Here is an 18,560-nt window from a genome sequence, read left to right on the forward strand (position 1 = left end):
TAACCTGCGGGCTGCTCGTGCTCCCCGCTCCCCCTGGACCTCCATGCGCCACGCCCTCGCCCCCGACGAGACGTCCCGTCCGCCGCGCCGCCGCGCCCTGGGACGCGGCGGGGGCGCGACGCCGGGGGAGGAGCGCCCGGAACCCCCGCCCGGGGCCGACCGGCCCGGCGCGGCCGGCGGACCGGACGACGGCGGACCCGCCCGTACCGGCGGACCCGCCCGTACCGGCGGACCCGCCCGTACCGGTGGAACCGCCCGGACCGGTGGAACCGAGCGGCCCGGTGAGGACAGCGGGTCCGACCGGGACAGCGGGTCCGGGGAGACCTCCGGGACCGGCGCCGGGCGCGACGGGCGGTTCACCGTGCGGCTCACGAACTTCGAGGGCCCCTTCGACCTGCTCCTCCAGCTGATCACCCGGCACAAGCTGGACGTCACCGAGGTCGCGCTCTCCCGGGTCACCGACGAGTTCATGGCGCACCTGCGGGCCCTGGGACCGGACGGGGACCTCGACCAGACCACCGAGTTCCTCGTCGTCGCCGCCACCCTGCTCGACCTCAAGACCGCCCGGCTGCTGCCCGCGGCGGAGGTGGAGGACGAGGCCGACCTCGCGCTCCTGGAGGCCCGCGACCTGCTCTTCGCCCGGCTCCTCCAGTACCGCGCGTACAAGCGCGTCGCGGACGTCCTCGAGGAGCGCTGGGAGAGCGAGGGCCGCCGCCACCCCCGTACCGTCGGGCTCGAGCCGCACCACGCCGCGCTGCTGCCCGAGGTCGTCCTCTCCGTCGGCCCCGAGGGCCTCGCGGAGCTGGCCGCCGGGGCCATGCGGCCCAGGGCCGCGCCGCGGGTCCACGTGGAGCACATCCACGCGCCCCTCGTCAGCGTCCGCGAACAGGCCGCCATCGTGGCCGCCCTGCTGCGCGAGCGCGGCACGGCGGTCTTCCGGGAGCTGGTCGAGGACGCCGGCGACACCCTCACCGTCGTCGCCCGCTTCCTCGCCCTCCTGGAGCTCTACCGCGAGCGGTCCGTCGCCCTCGACCAGGAGACCGCCCTCGGCGACCTCACCGTCTCCTGGACCGGCGGGGTCGAAGGGATCGACGGGGCCGACGGGATCGACGGAGGCGACGGGACCGGCGGACCCGACAGGGCCGGGGAGCCCCGGGGCACCGGCGCGTTCGATCAGGAATCCGGACAGGAAGCGGAGGCCCGCGCGTGAGCGACCCCGACCTCAAACCCTCCCTCGAAGCCGTGCTCATGGTGGTCGACGAGCCCGCCACCGAGGCCCACCTCGCCGGCGTCCTGGGGCGCGCCCCCGAGGAGGTGGCCGGTGCCCTGCGCGAACTGGCCGAGGAGTACACCGCCCAGGGCCGGGGCTTCGAACTGCGCCGGGTGGCCGGAGGCTGGCGCTACTACACCCGCCCCGCGTACGCCTCCGCCGTGGAGGCGTTCGTCCTGGAGGGCCGGCAGGCGCGGCTCACCCGGGCGGCCCTGGAGACCCTGGCGGTCGTCGCGTACCGCCAGCCGGTCGGCCGTTCCCGCGTCTCGGCGGTCCGCGGGGTCAACTGCGACGGCGTGATGCGGACCCTCCTCCAGCGCGGTCTGGTGGAGGAGGCGGGCACGGAACCCGAAACAGGTGCGATCCTGTACAGGACGACGAACTACTTCCTGGAGCGGATGGGCCTGCGCGGCCTGGACGAACTCCCCGAGCTCGCCCCCTTCCTCCCCGAGGCGGAGGCGGTCGAGGCGGACTCGCTGGAAGGGGTTCCGTCGTTCGATCCGGATGCACCGGATCGTGAGGACGACGACAAGACGGAAGTTTGATGCGAAGCAGCAGCGGCAGGAACAGCAGCGGAAACAACGGCGGGAGCCGTGGTGGCAACAGCGGCGGCCGCGGCGGCAGCAGCGGCGGCGCCGGCGGGCGGGGCGGCGCCGGCGGGCGGGGCGGCAGCGGGGGCGGCGGCGGTTACCGGGGCGCCGCCGGCGGCGGCCGCGACGACCGGAAGCGTCCGGACAACCCCCGCCGGCCCCGCCCCGAGGAGCGCTCCTACGACGTGGGCGACTCCTCCGAGGCCCCGAAGAAGGGCCGCGGCGCCGCGGCCCGCGGCGGTGCCAAGGGCGGCCCCAAGGCCCCGCAGGGCGGCACCCCGCCCCGTCGCGGCCCGCACGGGCAGCGGCAGAGCCCGGCCCGTTCGCGCGAGCTCGACGCCAAGATCGAGCAGCGCAACCGGGAGCGGTACGAGGGCCGCCCGGAGATCAGGACCCCCAAGACCTTCCCCGGCGCCGAGCAGGAGGGCGAGCGGCTGCAGAAGGTCCTCGCCCGCGCCGGCATGGGCTCGCGGCGTGCCTGCGAGGAGCTCATCGAGCAGGCCCGCGTCGAGGTCAACGGCGAGATCGTCCTGGAGCAGGGCAAGCGCGTGGACCCGGAGAAGGACGAGATCAAGGTGGACGGCCTGACCGTCGCCACCCAGTCGCACCTCTTCTTCGCGCTGAACAAGCCCGCCGGCGTCGTCTCCACCATGGAGGACCCGGACGGCCGTCAGTGCCTCGGCGACTACGTCACCAACCGCGAGACCCGGCTCTTCCACGTCGGCCGGCTCGACACGGAGACCGAGGGCATCATCCTGCTCACCAACCACGGCGAGCTGGCCCACCGCCTCACGCACCCGAAGTACGGCGTGAAGAAGACCTACCTGGCCGCGATCACCGGACCGCTGCCCCGCGAGGTCGGCCGGCGGCTCAAGGACGGCATCCAGCTGGAGGACGGCTACGCCCGCGCCGACCACTTCCGCGTGGTCGAGCAGACCGGCAAGAACTACCTGGTCGAGGTCACCCTGCACGAGGGCCGCAAGCACATCGTGCGCCGGATGCTGGCCGAGGCGGGCTTCCCGGTCGAGAAGCTGGTCCGCACCGCCTTCGGCCCGATCTCCCTGGGCGACCAGAAGTCGGGCTGGCTGCGCCGCCTGACCAACACCGAGGTCGGCATGCTGATGAAGGAAGTCGGCATGTAGGGCCCGGCCCCCTCGTACGGGAAGCCCGCGACCGCCCGGCGGTCGCGGGCTTCCCGCGTGTCGGCGGACCTTGTGCGCCCGGCCGCCCCCCTTTATAGTCATCATGACTCTTAAGGAGGCGGGCGTGAGCCTCGCGACCCTGTTCGAACCCCTGCGGCAACCGCTCTTCACCGTCCTGGAAACCCCGGTCAGCTGGACCGAGGTCCTGGGATTCGGCAGCGGCGCGCTCTGCGTCTGGCTGGTGGCCCGCCAGCACGTGGCCAACTGGCCCGTCGGCATCGCCAACAACCTCTTCTTCGTCCTGCTCTTCGCCCAGGCGGGGCTCTACGCCGACGCCGGCCTGCAGATCGTCTTCATCACCCTCGCCGCGTACGGCTGGTGGACCTGGACCCACGGGGGTGGACCGGGCTCCGGCGTCCTCCCGGTGCGCCGCACCACGCGCACCGAGTGGACGTGGCTGCTCGCGGCGGGGGCGGTGGGGACCCTCGGGCTGACCCTGCTGCTCGACCGGGCCACCGACTCCACCGTCCCCTTCTGGGACGCCCTGACGACCGCGCTCTCCCTCATGGCCACCTACGGCCAGTGCAGGAAGCGCCTGGAGTCCTGGTGGCTCTGGATCGCCGCCGACGTCGTCTACGTACCGCTCTACGCGTACAAGGAGCTGTACCTCACCTCCCTGCTGTACGTCGGCTTCATGACGCTCTGCGTCCTCGGCCTGCGCGGCTGGACCAGGGACCTCGCGGGCTCCTCCCGGCCGGTGGGGGCGACGGCGTGAAGCGCTACGGCCACGGCCTCGTCCTCGGCAAGTTCTACCCGCCGCACGCGGGCCACCACCACCTCGTCCGCACCGCCCTCGCCCGCTGCGACCGTCTCACCGTGCTCGTCTGCGCCTCCTCCGTGGAGTCCGTCCCGCTGGAGGAGCGCGTCGCCTGGATGCGCGAGATCCACCCCGACGCCCTCGTCGTCGGCGCCGTGGACGACCATCCCGTCGACCTCCACGACCCCGACGTGTGGGACGCCCACATGGCCGTCTTCCGGGCCGCCGTGCCCGAGCGCGTCGACGCCGTCTTCACCTCGGAGCCGTACGGGGAGGAGCTGGGCCGCCGGTTCGGCGCCGACTCCGTCCCCGTCGATCCCGGCCGCGTCCGCTTCCCCGTCTCCGGCACCGCCGTCCGCGCGGACCCCGCCGGGTACTGGGACTTCCTGGAGCCGCCCGTGCGCGCCGCCCTCACCCGGCGCGTCGTCGTCCTCGGCGCCGAGTCCACCGGCACCACCACGATGGCGCTCGCCCTCGCCGACCACTACCGGCGGCGCGGCGGCGTCTGGGCCCGCACCCGGTACGTGCCGGAGTACGGGCGCGAGTACAGCGAACTCAAGCTCGCCGAACTCCGCGCCGGGCGTCCCGGCGCCACCTGGACCGACGTCGCCTTCCGCTCCTCCGACTTCCCCGTCATCGCCCAGCGCCAGGCCGAACTGGAGGAGGAGGCCGCCCGGGACGGCTCGCCCGTGCTCTTCTGCGACACCGACGCCTTCGCCACCACCATCTGGCACGAGCGGTACATGGGCACCGTCAGCCCCGGCACCGGGGAGATCGCCGCCCGGGGCCGCCAGCACCTCTGGCTGCTCACCGACCACCGGGGCGTCGCCTTCGAGGACGACGGGCTGCGCGACGGGGAGCACCTGCGCCCCTGGATGACCGCCCGCTTCCTCACCCAGCTCGCCCACACCGGCCGCCGCACGGTGGTGCTCACCGGGCCGCACGAGGAACGGCTGGCCACCGCCGTCGCCGCCGTGGACGCGCTGCTCGCCGAGGGCCCGCGCCTCGCCGACCCCCTGCCGGAGCGCCGGTGACCGGCCCCCGGGACCCCGGGGAGGACGCCCCCCGTGCTCCCGGGCCGGCCGCCGGCCGCCGGAACCCGGAGGAGCGCGCCCCCGGGGCGCCGCCGGGCGGTCCGGCCCCCGGGGAGTACGACCCCCGTGCCTTCGAGCCCTTCGCCGTCACCGTCGACCTCGCCGTCCTCACCCTCCGCGAGGGACGGCTCCACGTCCTCCTGGTCGAACGCGGCCGGGAGCCGTACGCCGGGTCCTGGGCCCTGCCCGGCGGCTTCGTGCTGCCCCGCGAGTCCGCCGAGACCGCCGCCCGCCGCGAACTCGCCGAGGAGACCGGGCTCTCCGGGGCCACCGTCGCCGGGCTCCACCTCGAACAGCTCCGCACCTACACCGAGCCGGACCGCGACCCCAGGATGCGGGTCGTCTCCGTCGCCTTCACCGCGCTCGTACCCGACCCGCCCGAGCCGCGCGGCGGCGGGGACGCGGCGCAGGCCCGGTGGATCCCGTACGGGACGCACGGGCCGCTCGCCTTCGACCACGACCGCATCCTCGCCGACGCCCACGACCGGATCGGCGCCAAGCTCGAGTACACCTGCCTCGCCACCGCCTTCTGCCCGCCCGCGTTCACCCTCGGCGAGCTGCGGCAGGTCTACGAGACGGTCTGGGGCGTCGAGCTCGACCGCCCCAACTTCCGGCGCAAGGTCCTCGCCACCCCCGGCTTCGTCCGGGCCGTGGAAGGGCCGCCGCGCCTCACCGGCGGACGGGGGAAACCGGCCGCCCTCTACCGGGCGGGCGGGGCCACGACCCTCCACCCGCCCCTCCTGCGACCGGAAGGACACTCCCCGTGAACCACGCACGCGCCGCCGTCAAGCGGGCCGCGACCGGCTCCCTGACCGGGCTCGCGCTCGGAGACGCGCTGGGCTTTCCCACCGAGTTCGACGACGTGCCCTCGATCCTCGCGAAGTGCGGGCCCTGGCGGGAGATGGAACTCCCCGTCAGGAACGGGACGGCGTACGTCACCGACGACACCCAGATGACCCTCGCCTTTGCCCGGGGCATCCGCACGGCCATGGACACCGGCGTCCTCGCCCCGCGACACCTCACCGGTCCGGTCCGCGAGGAGTTCGTCGCCTGGTACCACTCCCCGGAGAACAACCGCGCACCCGGCAACACCTGCCTGAGCGCCTGCCGGCTCCTGGACGGCGACCGGCCCTGGCAGGACGCCGTCCAGGTCCACTCCAAGGGCTGCGGCGCCAACATGCGGGTCGCGCCGATCGGGCTCGTCCCCGGGCTGAGCGAGGAGCAGCGGGCGGGTGCCGCCCAGCTCCAGGCGGCGCTGACCCACGGCCACCCCACCGCGCTCGCCGCCTCCGACCTCACCGCCCGCGCCGTGCACCTGCTCGCCCAGGGCGCGGACCCGACCGGGCTCGTCGGACAGCTGCGCTCGTACGCGTACGACAACCGCTCCCGCTACCACGAGCACTGGCTCGGCGACCTGTGGACCCGCTCCCAGGACCCCTCCGCGCGGCACTTCGCCGAGCGCGGCTGGGACGAGTGCCTGGCGGTCCTGGAACGCCTGGACGCCGTGCAGCGCACGGCCGACCCCGAACTCGACCCCTGCGCGTACACCGGGGACGGCTGGATCGCGGAGGAGGCCCTGGCGACCGGGCTCCTCTGCTTCCTCCTCTTCCCCGGCGAACCCCTCACCGCCCTGCGCCGGGCCGCCTGCACCCGCGGCGACTCCGACTCGATCGCCGCCCTCGCGGGGGCCTTCGCCGGCGCCCACCTCGGCGCGGACGCCTGGCCGGCGGAGTGGGCGGAACGCGTCGAGCACCGGAGCGACCTGGTCGCCTTCGGCGCCCTCTGGGACGCCTGACCGGCGGCGCGCCCCCGCCCGCCGGACCGGACGGCGGGCGGGCCGGGGCGGAGGTGCCGTACGACCCTCTCGTACGGACCCGGCTACAGCTCCCGCAGGGCCGACGCGCGGCGGGCGCGGACCAGGAAGTCCTCCACGCGCGCGTGGTCCGGGTCGGCCGGCAGCGGGGAGGAGTCACGGGCCAGGTCCGCCTCCTCCCGGAGGCGGTTCATCCAGGACTCGGCCTCGGGCCAGGACACCTCGCCGCGCCTGACCGCGAGGAGGCGGTCGCGGTCCCCGCCGACGCCGATCCGCAGCTCACCCGTGCGCAGCAGGTCCCGGCAGCTCCCCAGGAGCCGCAGCAGGTGCACGGCGTGCTTCCAGCGCGGCTGCCCGTACTGGCGCACGTCCGCGTCCAGCTTGCGGCGCTGACCGTCCGCGTACCGCACGAAGGTCTGGTGGGCCCGCCGGGAGAGGAAGGCCCCGCGCAGGGAGAGCAGCTCGCGTCCGAGGTCGTCGGCGTGCTCCACCACGGGGGAGTGGAGGCACTCCAGGACGTTCGGGTTGTTGCGCAGGGCCAGCTCGCAGAAGCGTTCCAGCTCCCAGGAGAACTGCTCCTCGCGCGGACCCTCCACGTGGGCCGGGGGCTTCTCGAAGCGCCAGAAGAGCGGCGTCGGGGCGAGGTAGACACCCCGCACGTCCGTGTCGCTCCCCTCGGTCGCCAGGCCGAAGGCGCGCGAGCCCATCACGCAGGAGTAGATCGTGTGGTCGCGCACCAGTTGCTCCGGGGTCATGCCGGGCAGGGTACGCGAGGACGGCCGCCCCGCCCGCGCCGGTGGCCCGTTCCCCCGGAGCGGCCTCCCGGAGCCCGTCCGCCGGTGGCGACCGGCCCGGCCGTCTCGGAGGGCGGGCGGTACGACGTCCCGCACCCGCCGCTGACTAGGCTGGACGGAGCACCGACGCAGCCGAAGGAGCACGACGTGACGGTACGAGCGGCCCGGGGCGCCGTCCAGCCGGAACGGGACGGGACCGGGCACCCGCGCGAGCGGGCCGGGGAACCGCCCGCCGCCGGACACGACGGAACCGCCGCCGGGCACGACGGACCTCCCGCCACGGGCCCCCGATCCGCGGCCGTGCCCGTACCGCGCGGCGGTCCCGCCCCCGCCCCGGCCCGGCGCGCCGGAACCGCCCCCGCGGCCCGCGTCCGTGCACCCGGTGCCGGAGGCGCCGGGCCGGGGGCCGCCCGGCTCCCCGCCCGCGCCGGGACCGAGCCGCCCCCTCCCCGGACCGCGCCCGCCCGCCCCGGCGCCGCGGCCGCCCTGCGCAAGGACATCGCCCCGTGAGAACAGCGCTCGTCATCGGAACCGGCCTGATCGGCACCTCCGCCGCCCTCGCCCTCGCCGGCCGGGGCGTCACCGTCCACCTCCGCGACCACGACCCGGCCCGCGCCCGCACCGCCGCCGCCCTCGGCGCCGGCACCGACGAGGCGCCCGGGGGACCCGTGGACCTCGTCGTCGTCGCCGTGCCCCCGGCCCACGTGGCCACCACCCTCGCCGACGCCATGAAGGCGGGCCTCGCCCGCGGCTACCTGGACGTCGCCAGCGTCAAGGGGGGACCCGAGCGGGAGCTGGAGGCCCTGGGCCTCGACCTCACCGCGTACATCGGCACGCACCCGATGTCCGGCAAGGAGCGCTCGGGCCCGCTCGCCGCCACCGCCGACCTCTTCGAGGGACGCCCCTGGGTCCTCACCCCGACCCGGGACACCGACACCGAGGTCCTCAACCTCGCCCTGGAACTCGTCGCCCTCTGCCGGGCCGTCCCTGTCGTCATGGACGCCGACGCCCACGACCGGGCCGTCGCCCTGGTCTCCCACACCCCGCAGCTGGTGTCGTCCATGGTCGCCGCGCGCCTGGAGGAGGCCGACGAGACGGCCGTGCGCCTCTGCGGACAGGGCATCCGCGACGTCACCCGGATCGCCGCCTCCGACCCCCGCATGTGGGTCGAGATCCTCTCCGCCAACCCCGGCCCCGTCGCCGACGTCCTCTCCGGCGTCGCCGCCGACCTCGGCGAGACCGTCCGCGCCCTGCGCTCCCTCCAGTCCGCCGACGAGGACGAGCGGCGGAGCGGTGCCACGGGCGTCGAGGACGTCCTGCGCCGGGGCAACGCCGGCCGCTCCCGCGTTCCCGGCAAGCACGGCGCCGCCCCCGCCGCCTACGAGACCGTCGCCGTCCTCATCAGCGACCGGCCGGGCGAGCTGGCCCGGATCTTCGCCGACGCGGGCCGCGCGGGCGTCAACATCGAGGACGTCCGCATCGAGCACGCCACCGGCCAGCAGGCGGGCCTGGTCCAGCTCATGGTGGAGCCCTCGGCGGCCCCGGTCCTCGGCACGGCCCTCCAGGAGCGCGGCTGGGCCCTCCGTACGGGCTGACGCGGGCGCCGGGGCCCCGGGGGACCCGGCCCCCGGGGCCCCGGCACGGGCTGGGCCGAACGGGTGCGTGGGACTCGGTAACCTTGTGGGGGTCCCCCGCAACTCCGCCGGGCCCCACCGCTCACCCCAGGAAGGTGTTCCCACCGTGGAATCCGTGATCGTCGCCATCGACGGGCCGTCCGGCACGGGCAAGTCGAGCACCTCCAAGGCGGTCGCCGCCAAGCTGGGGCTGAACTACCTCGACACCGGCGCCCAGTACCGGGCGATCACCTGGTGGATGATCAGCAACGGCGTGGACGTCACCGACGCCGACGCCGTGGCCGCCGCCGCCGCCAAGCCGGTCATCGTCTCCGGGACCGACCCGTCCCGGCCCACCATCACCGTGGACGGCGTCGACGCCTCCGGCCCCATCCGCACCGAGGAGGTCACCTCCAGGGTCAGCGCCGTCAGCGCCGTCCCCGAGGTGCGCGCGCTCATCACCGAGCTGCAGCGGACCATCGCGAGGGACGCCGGGCACGGCATCGTCGTGGAGGGCCGGGACATCGGCACCACCGTCCTGCCCGACGCCGACCTGAAGATCTTCCTCACCGCCTCGCCCGAGGCCCGCGCCGCCCGCCGCTCCGGCGAGCTCAAGGGCGCCGACGTGCGCGCCACGCAGGAGGCCCTGGTCAAGCGGGACGCGGCCGACTCCAGCCGCAAGACCTCTCCGCTCGCCAAGGCCGACGACGCCGTCGAGGTCGACACCACCGACCTCACCCTGGACCAGGTCATCGAGTGCGTCGTCACCCTGGTCGACGAGAAGAGGGCGGCCGCCAGGTGACCCCGCCCTCCGGGAGGGGCGCCGCCGTCGGCCGCCGCATCGGCATCGGGCTGATGTACGGGCTGTGGAAGCCGCGCGTCCTCGGCGCCTGGCGGGTGCCGGCCTCCGGTCCCGTCGTCCTCGCCGTCAACCACGCCCACAACATCGACGGCCCCATGCTCATGGGCACCGCCCCGCGCCCCGTGCACTTCCTCGTCAAGAAGGAGGCGTTCGTCGGCCCGCTCGGCGGCTTCCTGGAGGGCATCGGGCAGCTCAAGGTGGACCGGGACGGCACCGACCGCACCGCGATAGCCAACGCCCTGGGCGTCCTGGAACGGGGCGGCGTCCTCGGGATCTTCCCCGAGGGCACCCGGGGCGAGGGCGACTTCGCCTCGCTGCGCGCCGGCCTCGCGTACTTCGCGGTCCGCTCCGGCGCGCCGATCGTCCCGGTGGCCGTCCTGGGCAGCGCCGACCGCCGGGGACGGCTCGTCAAGGCCCTCCCCCCGCTGCGCGGCCGGGTGGACGTCGTCTTCGGCGACGCCTTCGAGGCGGGCGACGGCAGCGGCCGGCGCACCCGCCGGGCGCTGGACGAGGCCACCGTACGCATCCAGGGGCGGCTCACCGCCCATCTGGAAAACGCCAGGCGCCTCACCGGGCGCTGAGCGAGACTTTCAGTAGTGGGACCCGCGGTCCGGGAACCACCGACCACGAATGATCAAGGAACGGACTTCATGAACGACCAGCACGACCACGGGGCACTTGGCGACGCCGAGTACGCGGAGTTCATGGAGCTCGCCGCGGAAGAGGGCTTCGACGCGGAGGAGATCGAGGGCGCGATCGAGGAGGCCGGCCACGGCCCGCTTCCCGTCCTCGCCGTCGTCGGCCGTCCGAACGTCGGCAAGTCGACCCTGGTGAACCGCATCATCGGCCGCCGTGAGGCCGTCGTGGAGGACAAGCCGGGCGTCACCCGCGACCGCGTCACCTACGAGGCCGAATGGGCCGGCCGCCGCTTCAAGGTGGTCGACACCGGCGGCTGGGAGCAGGACGTCCTCGGCATCGACGCCTCCGTCGCCGCCCAGGCCGAGTTCGCCATCGAGGCCGCCGACGCCTGCCTCTTCGTCGTGGACGCCACCGTCGGCGCCACCGACACCGACGAGGCCGTCGTCAGACTGCTCCGCCGCTCCGGGAAGCCGGTCGTCCTCGCCGCCAACAAGGTCGACGGCCAGTCCGGCGAGGCCGACGCCGCCATGCTCTGGTCGCTGGGCCTCGGCGAGCCGTTCCCCGTCTCCTCGCTGCACGGCCGCGGCACCGGCGACCTCCTGGACGAGGTCCTCAAGGTGCTGCCCGACGCCCCCGCGCAGCGCTTCGGCAACACGGTCGGCGGCCCGCGCCGCATCGCCCTCATCGGCCGCCCGAACGTGGGCAAGTCCTCCCTGCTCAACAAGGTGGCGAACGAGGACCGGGTCGTCGTCAACGAGCTGGCCGGCACCACCCGCGACCCGGTGGACGAGCTGATCGAGCTCGGTGGCGTGACGTGGAAGTTCGTCGACACCGCCGGCATCCGCAAGAAGGTCCACCTCCAGGAGGGCGCGGACTACTACGCCTCCCTGCGGACCGCCGCGGCCGTCGAGAAGGCGGAGGTGGCCGTCATCCTCATCGACGCCACCGACAACATCTCGGTCCAGGACCAGCGCATCATCACCATGGCGGTCGAGTCGGGCCGCGCCATCGTCATCGCCTACAACAAGTGGGACGAGCTGGACGAGGAGCGCCGCTACTACCTGGAGCGCGAGATCGAGACCGAGATGCAGCAGGTCTCCTGGGCGCCCCGGGTCAACGTCTCCGCCAAGACCGGCCGCCACATGGAGAAGCTGGTCCCGGCCATCGAGACCGCCCTCGCCGGCTGGGAGACCCGCGTCCCCACGGGCCGGCTCAACGCCTTCCTCGGCGAGATCGTCGCCGCCCACCCGCACCCGATCCGCGGCGGCAAGCAGCCCCGCATCCTCTTCGGCACGCAGGCGGGCACCAAGCCGCCCCGGTTCGTGCTCTTCGCCTCGGGCTTCCTGGAGGCGGGCTACCGCCGCTTCATCGAGCGCCGCCTCCGCGAGGAGTTCGGCTTCGAGGGCACCCCGATCCACATCTCGGTGCGGGTGCGCGAGAAGCGCGGCCGCAAGAAGTGACGCGGTGCGACACGGCCGGGGGCCGGGACCCGATGCGGGTCCCGGCCTCCGGCCGTTCGCGAGGCGCGGTACGAAGCGCGCCCTAGTGTTCCCTGCGGGGCCCCGGCGGGAGCGCCGCCCGGAGCTGCGGGGACGGCGTCCGCGCCGACCACGCGGTCGGGTGCGCCGCCGTGCCCCGGTGCGGCCGGCCGGTCGCGCCCGTGCCCAGCGCCGTGCCGAAGGCCCGGAAGTCCGGCCCCTCCTCGCCGCTGCGGTCACCCGGCAGGGTGCGGAACGACCTGCGGTACTCCGAGCACAGGGCGTCGTAGATCGGCGTGGGCGAGGGGCCCGCCGCGACGTCCCGCGCGGGGCGCATCGAGGGGATCGGGGTCGGATACGGCTGGGGGGAAGGGTCGTATGGGTGCACGTAGGTGCCAACGACCCCGTCGCCCGTCGGATGCGGGCGGTTCTCCGGAAGGAGCGTCGGCCGGGGGCGCGGCGCGGGCGGGACGTCCGGTTCCGGCGCGCCCCGTCCCGCCTGCGGGCCGGGGACCCGTACCCACCCCGACCCCGGCCTTCCGTGCTTCATCAGGTGCCGGCCAGCGGCATCGCGGCGGCCACCAGGCGCCCGTTTGCGGCGGCCTTCTCCAGCGCGTCGCGCAGCAGGTCCTCGCGCGGCTGCCGGCCGATCGAGCCCACCGGGGCGGCGAAGACCAGGACGGTGTGCGTCTTGTTGGCCGCCGCGCGCCAGCCCTCGGTGACCTGGAGCGGCTGGTGCGCCTGCCACCAGGCGGCCTGTCCGGCGCCGCCCGGACCGGGCTGGAGGACGGAGTGCAGCTGCCCCATGGCGACCAGGACCGACCAGCCAGGGAGCACCTCCGGCCTCACTTCGAGGTCCGTGACCTGCCGGAAGCCCTGCTCGGCCAGGAGCGGGAGGAACTCGTCGGCGAGACCGTCCGATCCCGGGCGGGCCACCGGGGCGGTCGGCTCCACCACGAGCGCCGGGTGCAGGTCGCCGCCGATCAGGACGAGGCCGCTGGTGACCCCCAGGACGGCCTGCTCGGGGTGGGAGACGGCGAGCGCGTCGGCGGCGTCCGAGGCCGCGATGGAGGCGACGGCGCCCTGGAGCTGGTCCTCGGCGACCCGGACGACCTGCGACGGGATGCAGCCGGCGTGGGCGAACGCGAGGACCGCCGTCTCCTCGCCGACGAACAGCACCGTGCTGGTGCGCTCCTGTTCGGAGTCCCCCGGCGTGCGGCAGGAGGTGCAGTCGTAGCTGCCCGGGGCGTTGTCGCCGTCGAGCAGCCGGTCGGCTTCTTCGTCGCCGATCTCGGCGCGTACGTCCTCGCTGACGTCGAGCATGCGCGGCACGGGGGCTCCCTGGACTCGGTACGGGCGGACGCCGGGCCGTTCCCGGGCGCCTCACGCCGAGTTCAACGGGTCAGGCTCGGCCGGGGTCACGCGCGGATGCGGGCCAAGTTGCCGCCGGCCCGCACGGCGGGCGGGTGACTCCGACCGGGTGGGACGCCGGCGGGGCTCCGCGCGGCAGAGGCCGGGGACGCCGGGAGGCTGCCTAGCCTGCCCCGATGTCGAAGATCCGATTTTGGACGGCCGGTCCCCTCGCGGCGGCCTCCGCGGCCGCGCTCCTCGCCCTGGCTCCGGCACCCGCACGGGCCGGGACGCCCTCCGCCGTACCCGGAGCGACGGCCTCCGTCTCCGGGACGCCCGCCTCCGCTCCCCGGGGCGCCGCCTCCGCGCCCTCTTCCGCCTGCGCCCGGGACCAGTGGCCGTGGGGGTGCGTCGCCGAGTGCGAGAGCGGCGGGCGCTGGAACGCCAACACCGGCAACGGCTACTACGGCGGACTCCAGTTCTGGCAGCCGACCTGGGCCGGGTACGGCGGACTCGCGTACGCCCGGCGCGCCGACCTGGCCACCCGGGCGCAGCAGATCACCGTCGCCGAGGAGGTGCTGCGCGTCCAGGGCTGGAGCGCCTGGCCCACCTGCTCCAGGAAGTACGGCCTGAGCGGGCGCGTCCACACCGTCCGGGCCGGCGACACCCTCGGTTCGATCGCCCGCCGCTTCGGGATCAAGGGCGGCTGGCAGGCGCTGTACGCGGCGAACCGGAGCGTGATCGGGGCCGACCCGAACCGGATCTCCGTCGGCGCCATGCTGCGCATCGCCCCGCTCTGACGCCCTGGCCGGACGGGCGGCCGGAGGCGTGCCCGGCCCCCGTCCGGCCCGGTCACCACCCGCGGGTTCCGGCGCCGCACCGGCAAGTAGAGTCGGGAGACCGACCAACTGACCGGGGGGAACCGGCAGCGCGATGCGTATCTCCTTTCTGCTCCACAACGGCTACCACTACGGCGGCACGATCCGCACCACCTTCACGCTCGCCGAGGAACTGGCGGAGCGCCACGAGGTCGAGATCGTCTCCGTCTTCCGCCACCGCGACCGGCCCCTCCTGGACCTGCCCGGCGGCGTGACCCTGCGCCACCTCGTCGACCTGCGCCGGGACAGTCCCGGATACGACGGGGACCACCCCGACTTCCGCCGCCCCGCCGTGGTCTTCCCGCGCGGCGACGGACGCTGGAAGCAGTACAGCGCGCTCACCGACGCCCGGATCGGGGAGCACCTGCGCGGGGTGGAGGCCGACGTCCTCGTCGCCACCCGCCCCGGGCTCAACGTCCACCTCGCCCGGCAGGCCCGGCGGGGGCCGCTCCTGGTCGGCCAGGAGCACCTGATCCTGGACGGCCACAGCTACCGGCTGCGCCGGGACATCGTCCACGAGTACGCCCTCCTCGACGCCGTCACCACGGTCACCGAGGCCGACGCCCGCGCCTACCGGAAGCTGGGACTGCCCGGCGTGCGGATCGAGTCCGTGCCCAACAGCGTGCCCGCGCCCCCGGGACCGCCCGCCGATCCCGCCGCGAAGACCGTCGTCGCGGCGGGCCGGCTGACCCGGGTGAAGCGGTACGACGTGCTGATCGACGCCTTCGCGGAGGTGGCCCGGGACCATCCCGACTGGACGCTGCGGATCTACGGCGCCGGGGACGCCGTCCAGGACCTCAGGGCTCCGCTGGCCCGCCGGATCGAGGAGCGGGGGCTGAAGGAGCGGGCCTTCCTCATGGGGTCGGTGGCCTCGATGGAGCCGGAGTGGGTGAAGGGCTCGATCGCCGCCGTGACCTCCCAGCGGGAGTCCTTCGGCATGACGATCGTGGAGGCGATGCGCTGCGGCCTCCCGGTGGTCTCCACCGACTGCCCGAACGGGCCCCGCGAGATCATCGAGGACGGGGTCGACGGGCGTCTCGTGCCGGTGGACGACGTGGCGGCGGTCGCGCGGGGACTGCGGGAGCTGGTCGAGGACGACGGCCTGCGCGCCAGGACGGCGCGGGCGGCCCTCACCGCCTCCGAGCGCTTCGACCCGGCGCGGATCGCCGCCCGGCACGAGGCGCTCTGGACGGAACTCCTCGACCGGGGCGCGGGCCGGCGCACCCACTCCCCGGGCCGGACGGCGCTCCACCGGACGGCGGGCCGGGCGATCGACGCCGTCTACGCCCAGAAGGCACGGGCCGGCCGTCTGGTCCGCCGCTTCCGCTGACCCGGCGGCAGCGACCCCGGGGCCCGGCCGGCGACGGCGTTCCGGCCCCCTCGGGGGCCGTGCCCGTCCACGACGGCTGACAGACTCGGGAGCATGCTGGAAACCTACGCACGGCTGCTGCGCCTGCTCTCGCTGTTCCAGGCCCGCCGCGAGTGGTCCGGGGCCGATCTGGCCGACCGGCTCGGCGTCACCCCGCGCACGGTGCGCCGGGACGTCGGCCGGTTGCGGGAACTCGGCTATCCGGTGCACGCGGGCCCCGGGACCGGCGGCGGTTACCGGCTCGGGGCGGGGGCCGAACTGCCTCCGCTCCTCCTGGACGACGAGGAGGCCGTGGCGGTCGCGGTCGGGCTGCGCGCCGCCGCCGGACAGGGCGTCGAGGGCATCGGCGAAAGCTCCGTGCGTGCCCTGGCCAAGCTGGAGCAGGTCCTGCCGGGCCGGCTGCGGCGGCGGATCGGGGCGCTCAACGACTTCACGGTGCCCCTGCTGCGCACCCCTCGGGAACGGGTCGACCCCACCGTCCTCACCGAGCTGGCCCACGCCTGCCGGGACGGCGAGCGGCTGCGCTTCGACTACCGGGACCACGGCGGCGCGGCCACCCGACGGAGCGTCGAACCGCACCGCCTGGTCTGCGCCGAGCGGCGCTGGTACCTGGTCGCCTGGGACCTGGGCCGGGAGGACTGGCGTACGTTCCGGGCCGACAGGATCGAGCCCGTGCCGCCGCACGGCCCCCGCTTCCCGCCCCGGGAGCCGCCCGCCGAGGACCTGGCCGCCTACGTGGCGAAGGGGGTGTCCCGGGGCGCCTACGCGCGGGAGGCGACGGTCCGCCTGTTCGTACCGCTCGCCGAGGCCGCGGCGGCCGTCGGACCGCTGGACGGCGTCCTGGAGGCCGACGGGGACACGGCCTGCCTGCTGCGGACGGGGGCGCACGACCTCGACGTGATGGTGTTCCACGTGGCGTTCCTGGGCTTCGACTTCGAGGTGGTCGAACCGCAGGATCTCACCGAACGGGTCCGGGTCCTCCGGGACCGCCTGTCCCGGGCCCTGGACCGGACGGATCGGGAGGACCGGGCGGACCGGGAGGGACGGAAAGACTTCGGAACGGCGCCGGAACACCGGCCCCGGACCGGGACGGCCGGGCGCCCGGAAGGCGTAAACACGGTGTAAGGAAAGCGTGGACGTCCCGCGCGGACACCGCCCGGACAATTCGGGGCCGCCGACCCGGTGGAGGGCCAATTTCCGCCGCTCACCGGCCCTTCCGGACGCGGGGGAGAACGCCCCGCATCTTCCTGTAATTGCCGGGTAAACGTCCGAAAACCCTGTTCCGTGTGCGCGGCGAGACGCATCGAACATATGTCGAGAACTTGTGACACAAGCGTGACCGGCAAGGTACTAACGTGAGACCCATGGCACCCACATCGCGCACTCCCGAACCGCCCCACGACTCGCCCGGGTCCTATGTGGGCCTCGACGCGGAAGCCGCCGAGAGGCTCGCCAGGACCCGGGGCTGGAACGTCGTCCGTTCCCTGCCGTCCGGCTCGATCATCACCATGGAGTACCTCGCCGGGCGCATCAACTTCGAGGTCGAGGGCGGCGTCGTCACCCGCTGCTGGCACGGCTGAGGGCCGGCCCGCACAGGGGAGGGGCCCCGACCGGCGCACGGTCGGGGCCCCTCCACGCGTACGGGCGCGATCAGCCCCGGGTCGCCGGGGCGCGCCGCCCGCCGGCCACCCCCACGGGCTCCCGGACCGGCTCCTCGGAGCCGGGCGGGCGCGTCGGGAAGAGCCCGGGGCGGGGACCCCCGGACGCCACGGGCAGGGACGGCACCAGGCGCCGCCGGTCCCGCAGCCGCTCCCGTACCCGGTCGCGCGCGGCGAGGACCCACGACTCCGCCACGGCCAGGACCGGCTCGCACCAGGGCAGCGCGAGCAGGACGAGGAGCCCGGCCGCCCAGCCCAGCAGGACGTCGCTCAGCCAGTGCGTACCCAGGTAGACGGTGGTGAGGCCTACCCCGAGCGCGACCACGGCGGAGAGCGCCGACAGGTAGCGCCTGGCCCGCGGGGTGGTCGCCAGGTAGGCCAGGATTCCCCAGGTCACGACCGCGTTGGCGGTGTGACCGGAGGGGAATATGTCGCCGCCCGCGAAGAGTTCGGCGGAGCCGACCTGTGTCGCGTAGTGGGGGCCGAGGCGGCCGAGGCCGAGCTTGACCGAGCCGACCGAGACGTTGAGCAGGAGGAGGGCGGCGCCGAGACACAGCAGGGGGCGCAGGGTGTGCTGGCGCCAGGAGCGCCAGCCCAGCCACGCGGCCACCATGACGGCCGTGGGGCCGCGCTGACCGAGGACGACGTAGTAGTCGAGGAAGGCGTGCAGTTCGGGCCACTGCTGGTAGGGCCGGAACAGCATGATCTTCCAGTCGAGGGTCACCAGCCAGGTCGAGAGCAGGACGGCCACGACGATGGCGAGGTAGAACGCCGCCGTCCCGCCGAAGAGGGCGAGACGCGTGCGGGTCATCCCCGGGACCTCTATCTTCGGCGGTTCCGGCTCCCGGTCCAGTCGGGCAAAGATGTCGGTACGCACCCAATCGACGTTACAGGGAGTGAGAAGCCGACCCCGTCAATCCGGCCTCTTCGTGATGACGATGTGATGTGGAGTGGGTCTCAACGGGCGACCCATTCCTGTCGTCCGTCCGGAAATCCGATGACCTGCGTCGCTATTCGGGGAGAAGGCATTGCGGAAAGCTGTTTGAACGCCTGTGAATTGTTCGGGGCGCGCGACCGGGTGGAATTCCCCCCGACACGCCGGTCCGAACGAGTGGCGTACGACACAGGGCGTGCTCCACGCGGGTGAGAGGTGCGCCACGCGCTCGACGGTCGGACTCGCGTACGCTGGCGGC

At 74.8% G+C, this 18,560-nt stretch carries 20 protein-coding genes; 16 read left to right on the plus strand and 4 right to left on the minus strand.

What is annotated here, in order from left to right; all coding sequences use genetic code 11:
* Positions 1–43: 43 nt before the first annotated feature.
* The 7 genes from ACZ6AQ_RS18660 to ACZ6AQ_RS18690 all read left to right on the plus strand — a co-directional run bounded on the left by ACZ6AQ_RS18660 (position 44) and on the right by ACZ6AQ_RS18690 (position 6,708).
* Positions 44–1,210 (plus strand): segregation and condensation protein A, encoded by a 1,167-nt coding sequence (locus tag ACZ6AQ_RS18660; protein WP_468760756.1) that lies wholly within the window; start codon positions 44–46, stop codon positions 1,208–1,210.
* Positions 1,207–1,815 carry an SMC-Scp complex subunit ScpB gene (gene scpB, locus ACZ6AQ_RS18665; protein ID WP_468760757.1) on the plus strand — a complete coding sequence of 203 codons (609 nt, stop codon included), beginning with the start codon at positions 1,207–1,209 and terminating at the stop codon, positions 1,813–1,815. Before ACZ6AQ_RS18660 ends, scpB begins: the two co-directional genes overlap by 4 nt.
* A complete protein-coding gene (locus ACZ6AQ_RS18670) occupies positions 1,815–3,002 on the plus strand; it encodes a pseudouridine synthase (protein WP_468760758.1) in 1,188 nt (395 codons plus the stop codon). The genes scpB and ACZ6AQ_RS18670 overlap by 1 nt, the downstream gene beginning before the upstream one ends.
* Before the next feature lie 124 nt (positions 3,003–3,126).
* Positions 3,127–3,777: a nicotinamide riboside transporter PnuC gene (pnuC, locus tag ACZ6AQ_RS18675; protein WP_468760759.1), complete on the plus strand. Its 651-nt coding sequence runs from the start codon at positions 3,127–3,129 to the stop codon at positions 3,775–3,777.
* Positions 3,774–4,853, plus strand: coding sequence for an AAA family ATPase (locus ACZ6AQ_RS18680; RefSeq protein ID WP_468760760.1), 1,080 nt, complete (start codon positions 3,774–3,776; stop codon positions 4,851–4,853). The genes pnuC and ACZ6AQ_RS18680 overlap by 4 nt, the downstream gene beginning before the upstream one ends.
* Positions 4,850–5,680 (plus strand): NUDIX hydrolase, encoded by an 831-nt coding sequence (locus ACZ6AQ_RS18685; protein WP_468760761.1) that lies wholly within the window; start codon positions 4,850–4,852, stop codon positions 5,678–5,680. Before ACZ6AQ_RS18680 ends, ACZ6AQ_RS18685 begins: the two co-directional genes overlap by 4 nt.
* Positions 5,677–6,708, plus strand: a complete 1,032-nt coding sequence (locus ACZ6AQ_RS18690; RefSeq protein ID WP_468760762.1) for an ADP-ribosylglycohydrolase family protein — start codon at positions 5,677–5,679, stop codon at positions 6,706–6,708. Before ACZ6AQ_RS18685 ends, ACZ6AQ_RS18690 begins: the two co-directional genes overlap by 4 nt.
* Positions 6,709–6,791: 83 nt before the next feature.
* Here the strand turns inward: ACZ6AQ_RS18690 and ACZ6AQ_RS18695 are convergent, their stop codons facing one another.
* A complete protein-coding gene (locus ACZ6AQ_RS18695; protein ID WP_468760763.1) occupies positions 6,792–7,481 on the minus strand; it encodes a nucleotidyltransferase domain-containing protein in 690 nt (229 codons plus the stop codon).
* A 186-nt stretch (positions 7,482–7,667) separates the two neighbouring features.
* Between ACZ6AQ_RS18695 and ACZ6AQ_RS18700 the strand changes: the two genes are divergently transcribed.
* The 5 genes from ACZ6AQ_RS18700 (at position 7,668) to der (ending at position 12,094) form a co-directional block, all read left to right on the plus strand.
* Positions 7,668–8,030: a hypothetical protein gene (locus tag ACZ6AQ_RS18700; RefSeq protein WP_468760764.1), complete on the plus strand. Its 363-nt coding sequence runs from the start codon at positions 7,668–7,670 to the stop codon at positions 8,028–8,030.
* Positions 8,027–9,115 (plus strand): prephenate dehydrogenase, encoded by a 1,089-nt coding sequence (locus ACZ6AQ_RS18705; protein ID WP_468760765.1) that lies wholly within the window; start codon positions 8,027–8,029, stop codon positions 9,113–9,115. The genes ACZ6AQ_RS18700 and ACZ6AQ_RS18705 overlap by 4 nt, the downstream gene beginning before the upstream one ends.
* A gap of 154 nt (positions 9,116–9,269) precedes the next feature.
* Complete coding sequence (cmk, locus tag ACZ6AQ_RS18710) at positions 9,270–9,935, plus strand: (d)CMP kinase (protein ID WP_388693990.1); 666 nt, start codon at positions 9,270–9,272, stop codon at positions 9,933–9,935.
* The gene (locus ACZ6AQ_RS18715) at positions 9,932–10,576 is read left to right on the plus strand and encodes a lysophospholipid acyltransferase family protein (protein WP_388693909.1); all 645 of its coding nucleotides are present in this window, start codon (positions 9,932–9,934) and stop codon (positions 10,574–10,576) included. The genes cmk and ACZ6AQ_RS18715 overlap by 4 nt, the downstream gene beginning before the upstream one ends.
* Before the next feature lie 69 nt (positions 10,577–10,645).
* The gene (der, locus tag ACZ6AQ_RS18720) at positions 10,646–12,094 is read left to right on the plus strand and encodes a ribosome biogenesis GTPase Der (RefSeq protein ID WP_388693906.1); all 1,449 of its coding nucleotides are present in this window, start codon (positions 10,646–10,648) and stop codon (positions 12,092–12,094) included.
* An 82-nt stretch (positions 12,095–12,176) separates the two neighbouring features.
* On the opposite strand, the gene ACZ6AQ_RS18725 is transcribed toward der, so the two are convergent.
* Complete coding sequence (locus tag ACZ6AQ_RS18725; RefSeq protein WP_468760766.1) at positions 12,177–12,449, minus strand: hypothetical protein; 273 nt, start codon at positions 12,447–12,449, stop codon at positions 12,177–12,179.
* Positions 12,450–12,661: 212 nt separating this feature from the next.
* Positions 12,662–13,444, minus strand: coding sequence for a hypothetical protein (locus ACZ6AQ_RS18730; RefSeq protein ID WP_388693900.1), 783 nt, complete (start codon positions 13,442–13,444; stop codon positions 12,662–12,664).
* Between the two features lie 215 nt (positions 13,445–13,659).
* Here ACZ6AQ_RS18730 and ACZ6AQ_RS18735 point away from each other — a divergent pair, with 215 nt between their 5' ends.
* From ACZ6AQ_RS18735 to ACZ6AQ_RS18750, 4 genes are all read left to right on the plus strand, one after another.
* The gene (locus tag ACZ6AQ_RS18735; RefSeq protein ID WP_468760767.1) at positions 13,660–14,262 is read left to right on the plus strand and encodes a LysM peptidoglycan-binding domain-containing protein; all 603 of its coding nucleotides are present in this window, start codon (positions 13,660–13,662) and stop codon (positions 14,260–14,262) included.
* Positions 14,263–14,395: 133 nt separating this feature from the next.
* Positions 14,396–15,670, plus strand: a complete 1,275-nt coding sequence (locus tag ACZ6AQ_RS18740) for a glycosyltransferase (protein ID WP_468760768.1) — start codon at positions 14,396–14,398, stop codon at positions 15,668–15,670.
* Between the two features lie 93 nt (positions 15,671–15,763).
* Positions 15,764–16,834, plus strand: a complete 1,071-nt coding sequence (locus ACZ6AQ_RS18745) for a helix-turn-helix transcriptional regulator (protein WP_468760769.1) — start codon at positions 15,764–15,766, stop codon at positions 16,832–16,834.
* A gap of 239 nt (positions 16,835–17,073) precedes the next feature.
* Positions 17,074–17,289, plus strand: coding sequence for a proteinase inhibitor I78 (locus ACZ6AQ_RS18750; protein WP_388693889.1), 216 nt, complete (start codon positions 17,074–17,076; stop codon positions 17,287–17,289).
* Positions 17,290–17,359: 70 nt separating this feature from the next.
* Here the strand turns inward: ACZ6AQ_RS18750 and ACZ6AQ_RS18755 are convergent, their stop codons facing one another.
* Positions 17,360–18,178, minus strand: a complete 819-nt coding sequence (locus ACZ6AQ_RS18755; protein ID WP_388693886.1) for a phosphatase PAP2 family protein — start codon at positions 18,176–18,178, stop codon at positions 17,360–17,362.
* Positions 18,179–18,560: the final 382 nt, after the last annotated feature.

The sequence above is a fragment of the Streptomyces sp. NPDC041191 genome, from assembly GCF_055591945.1.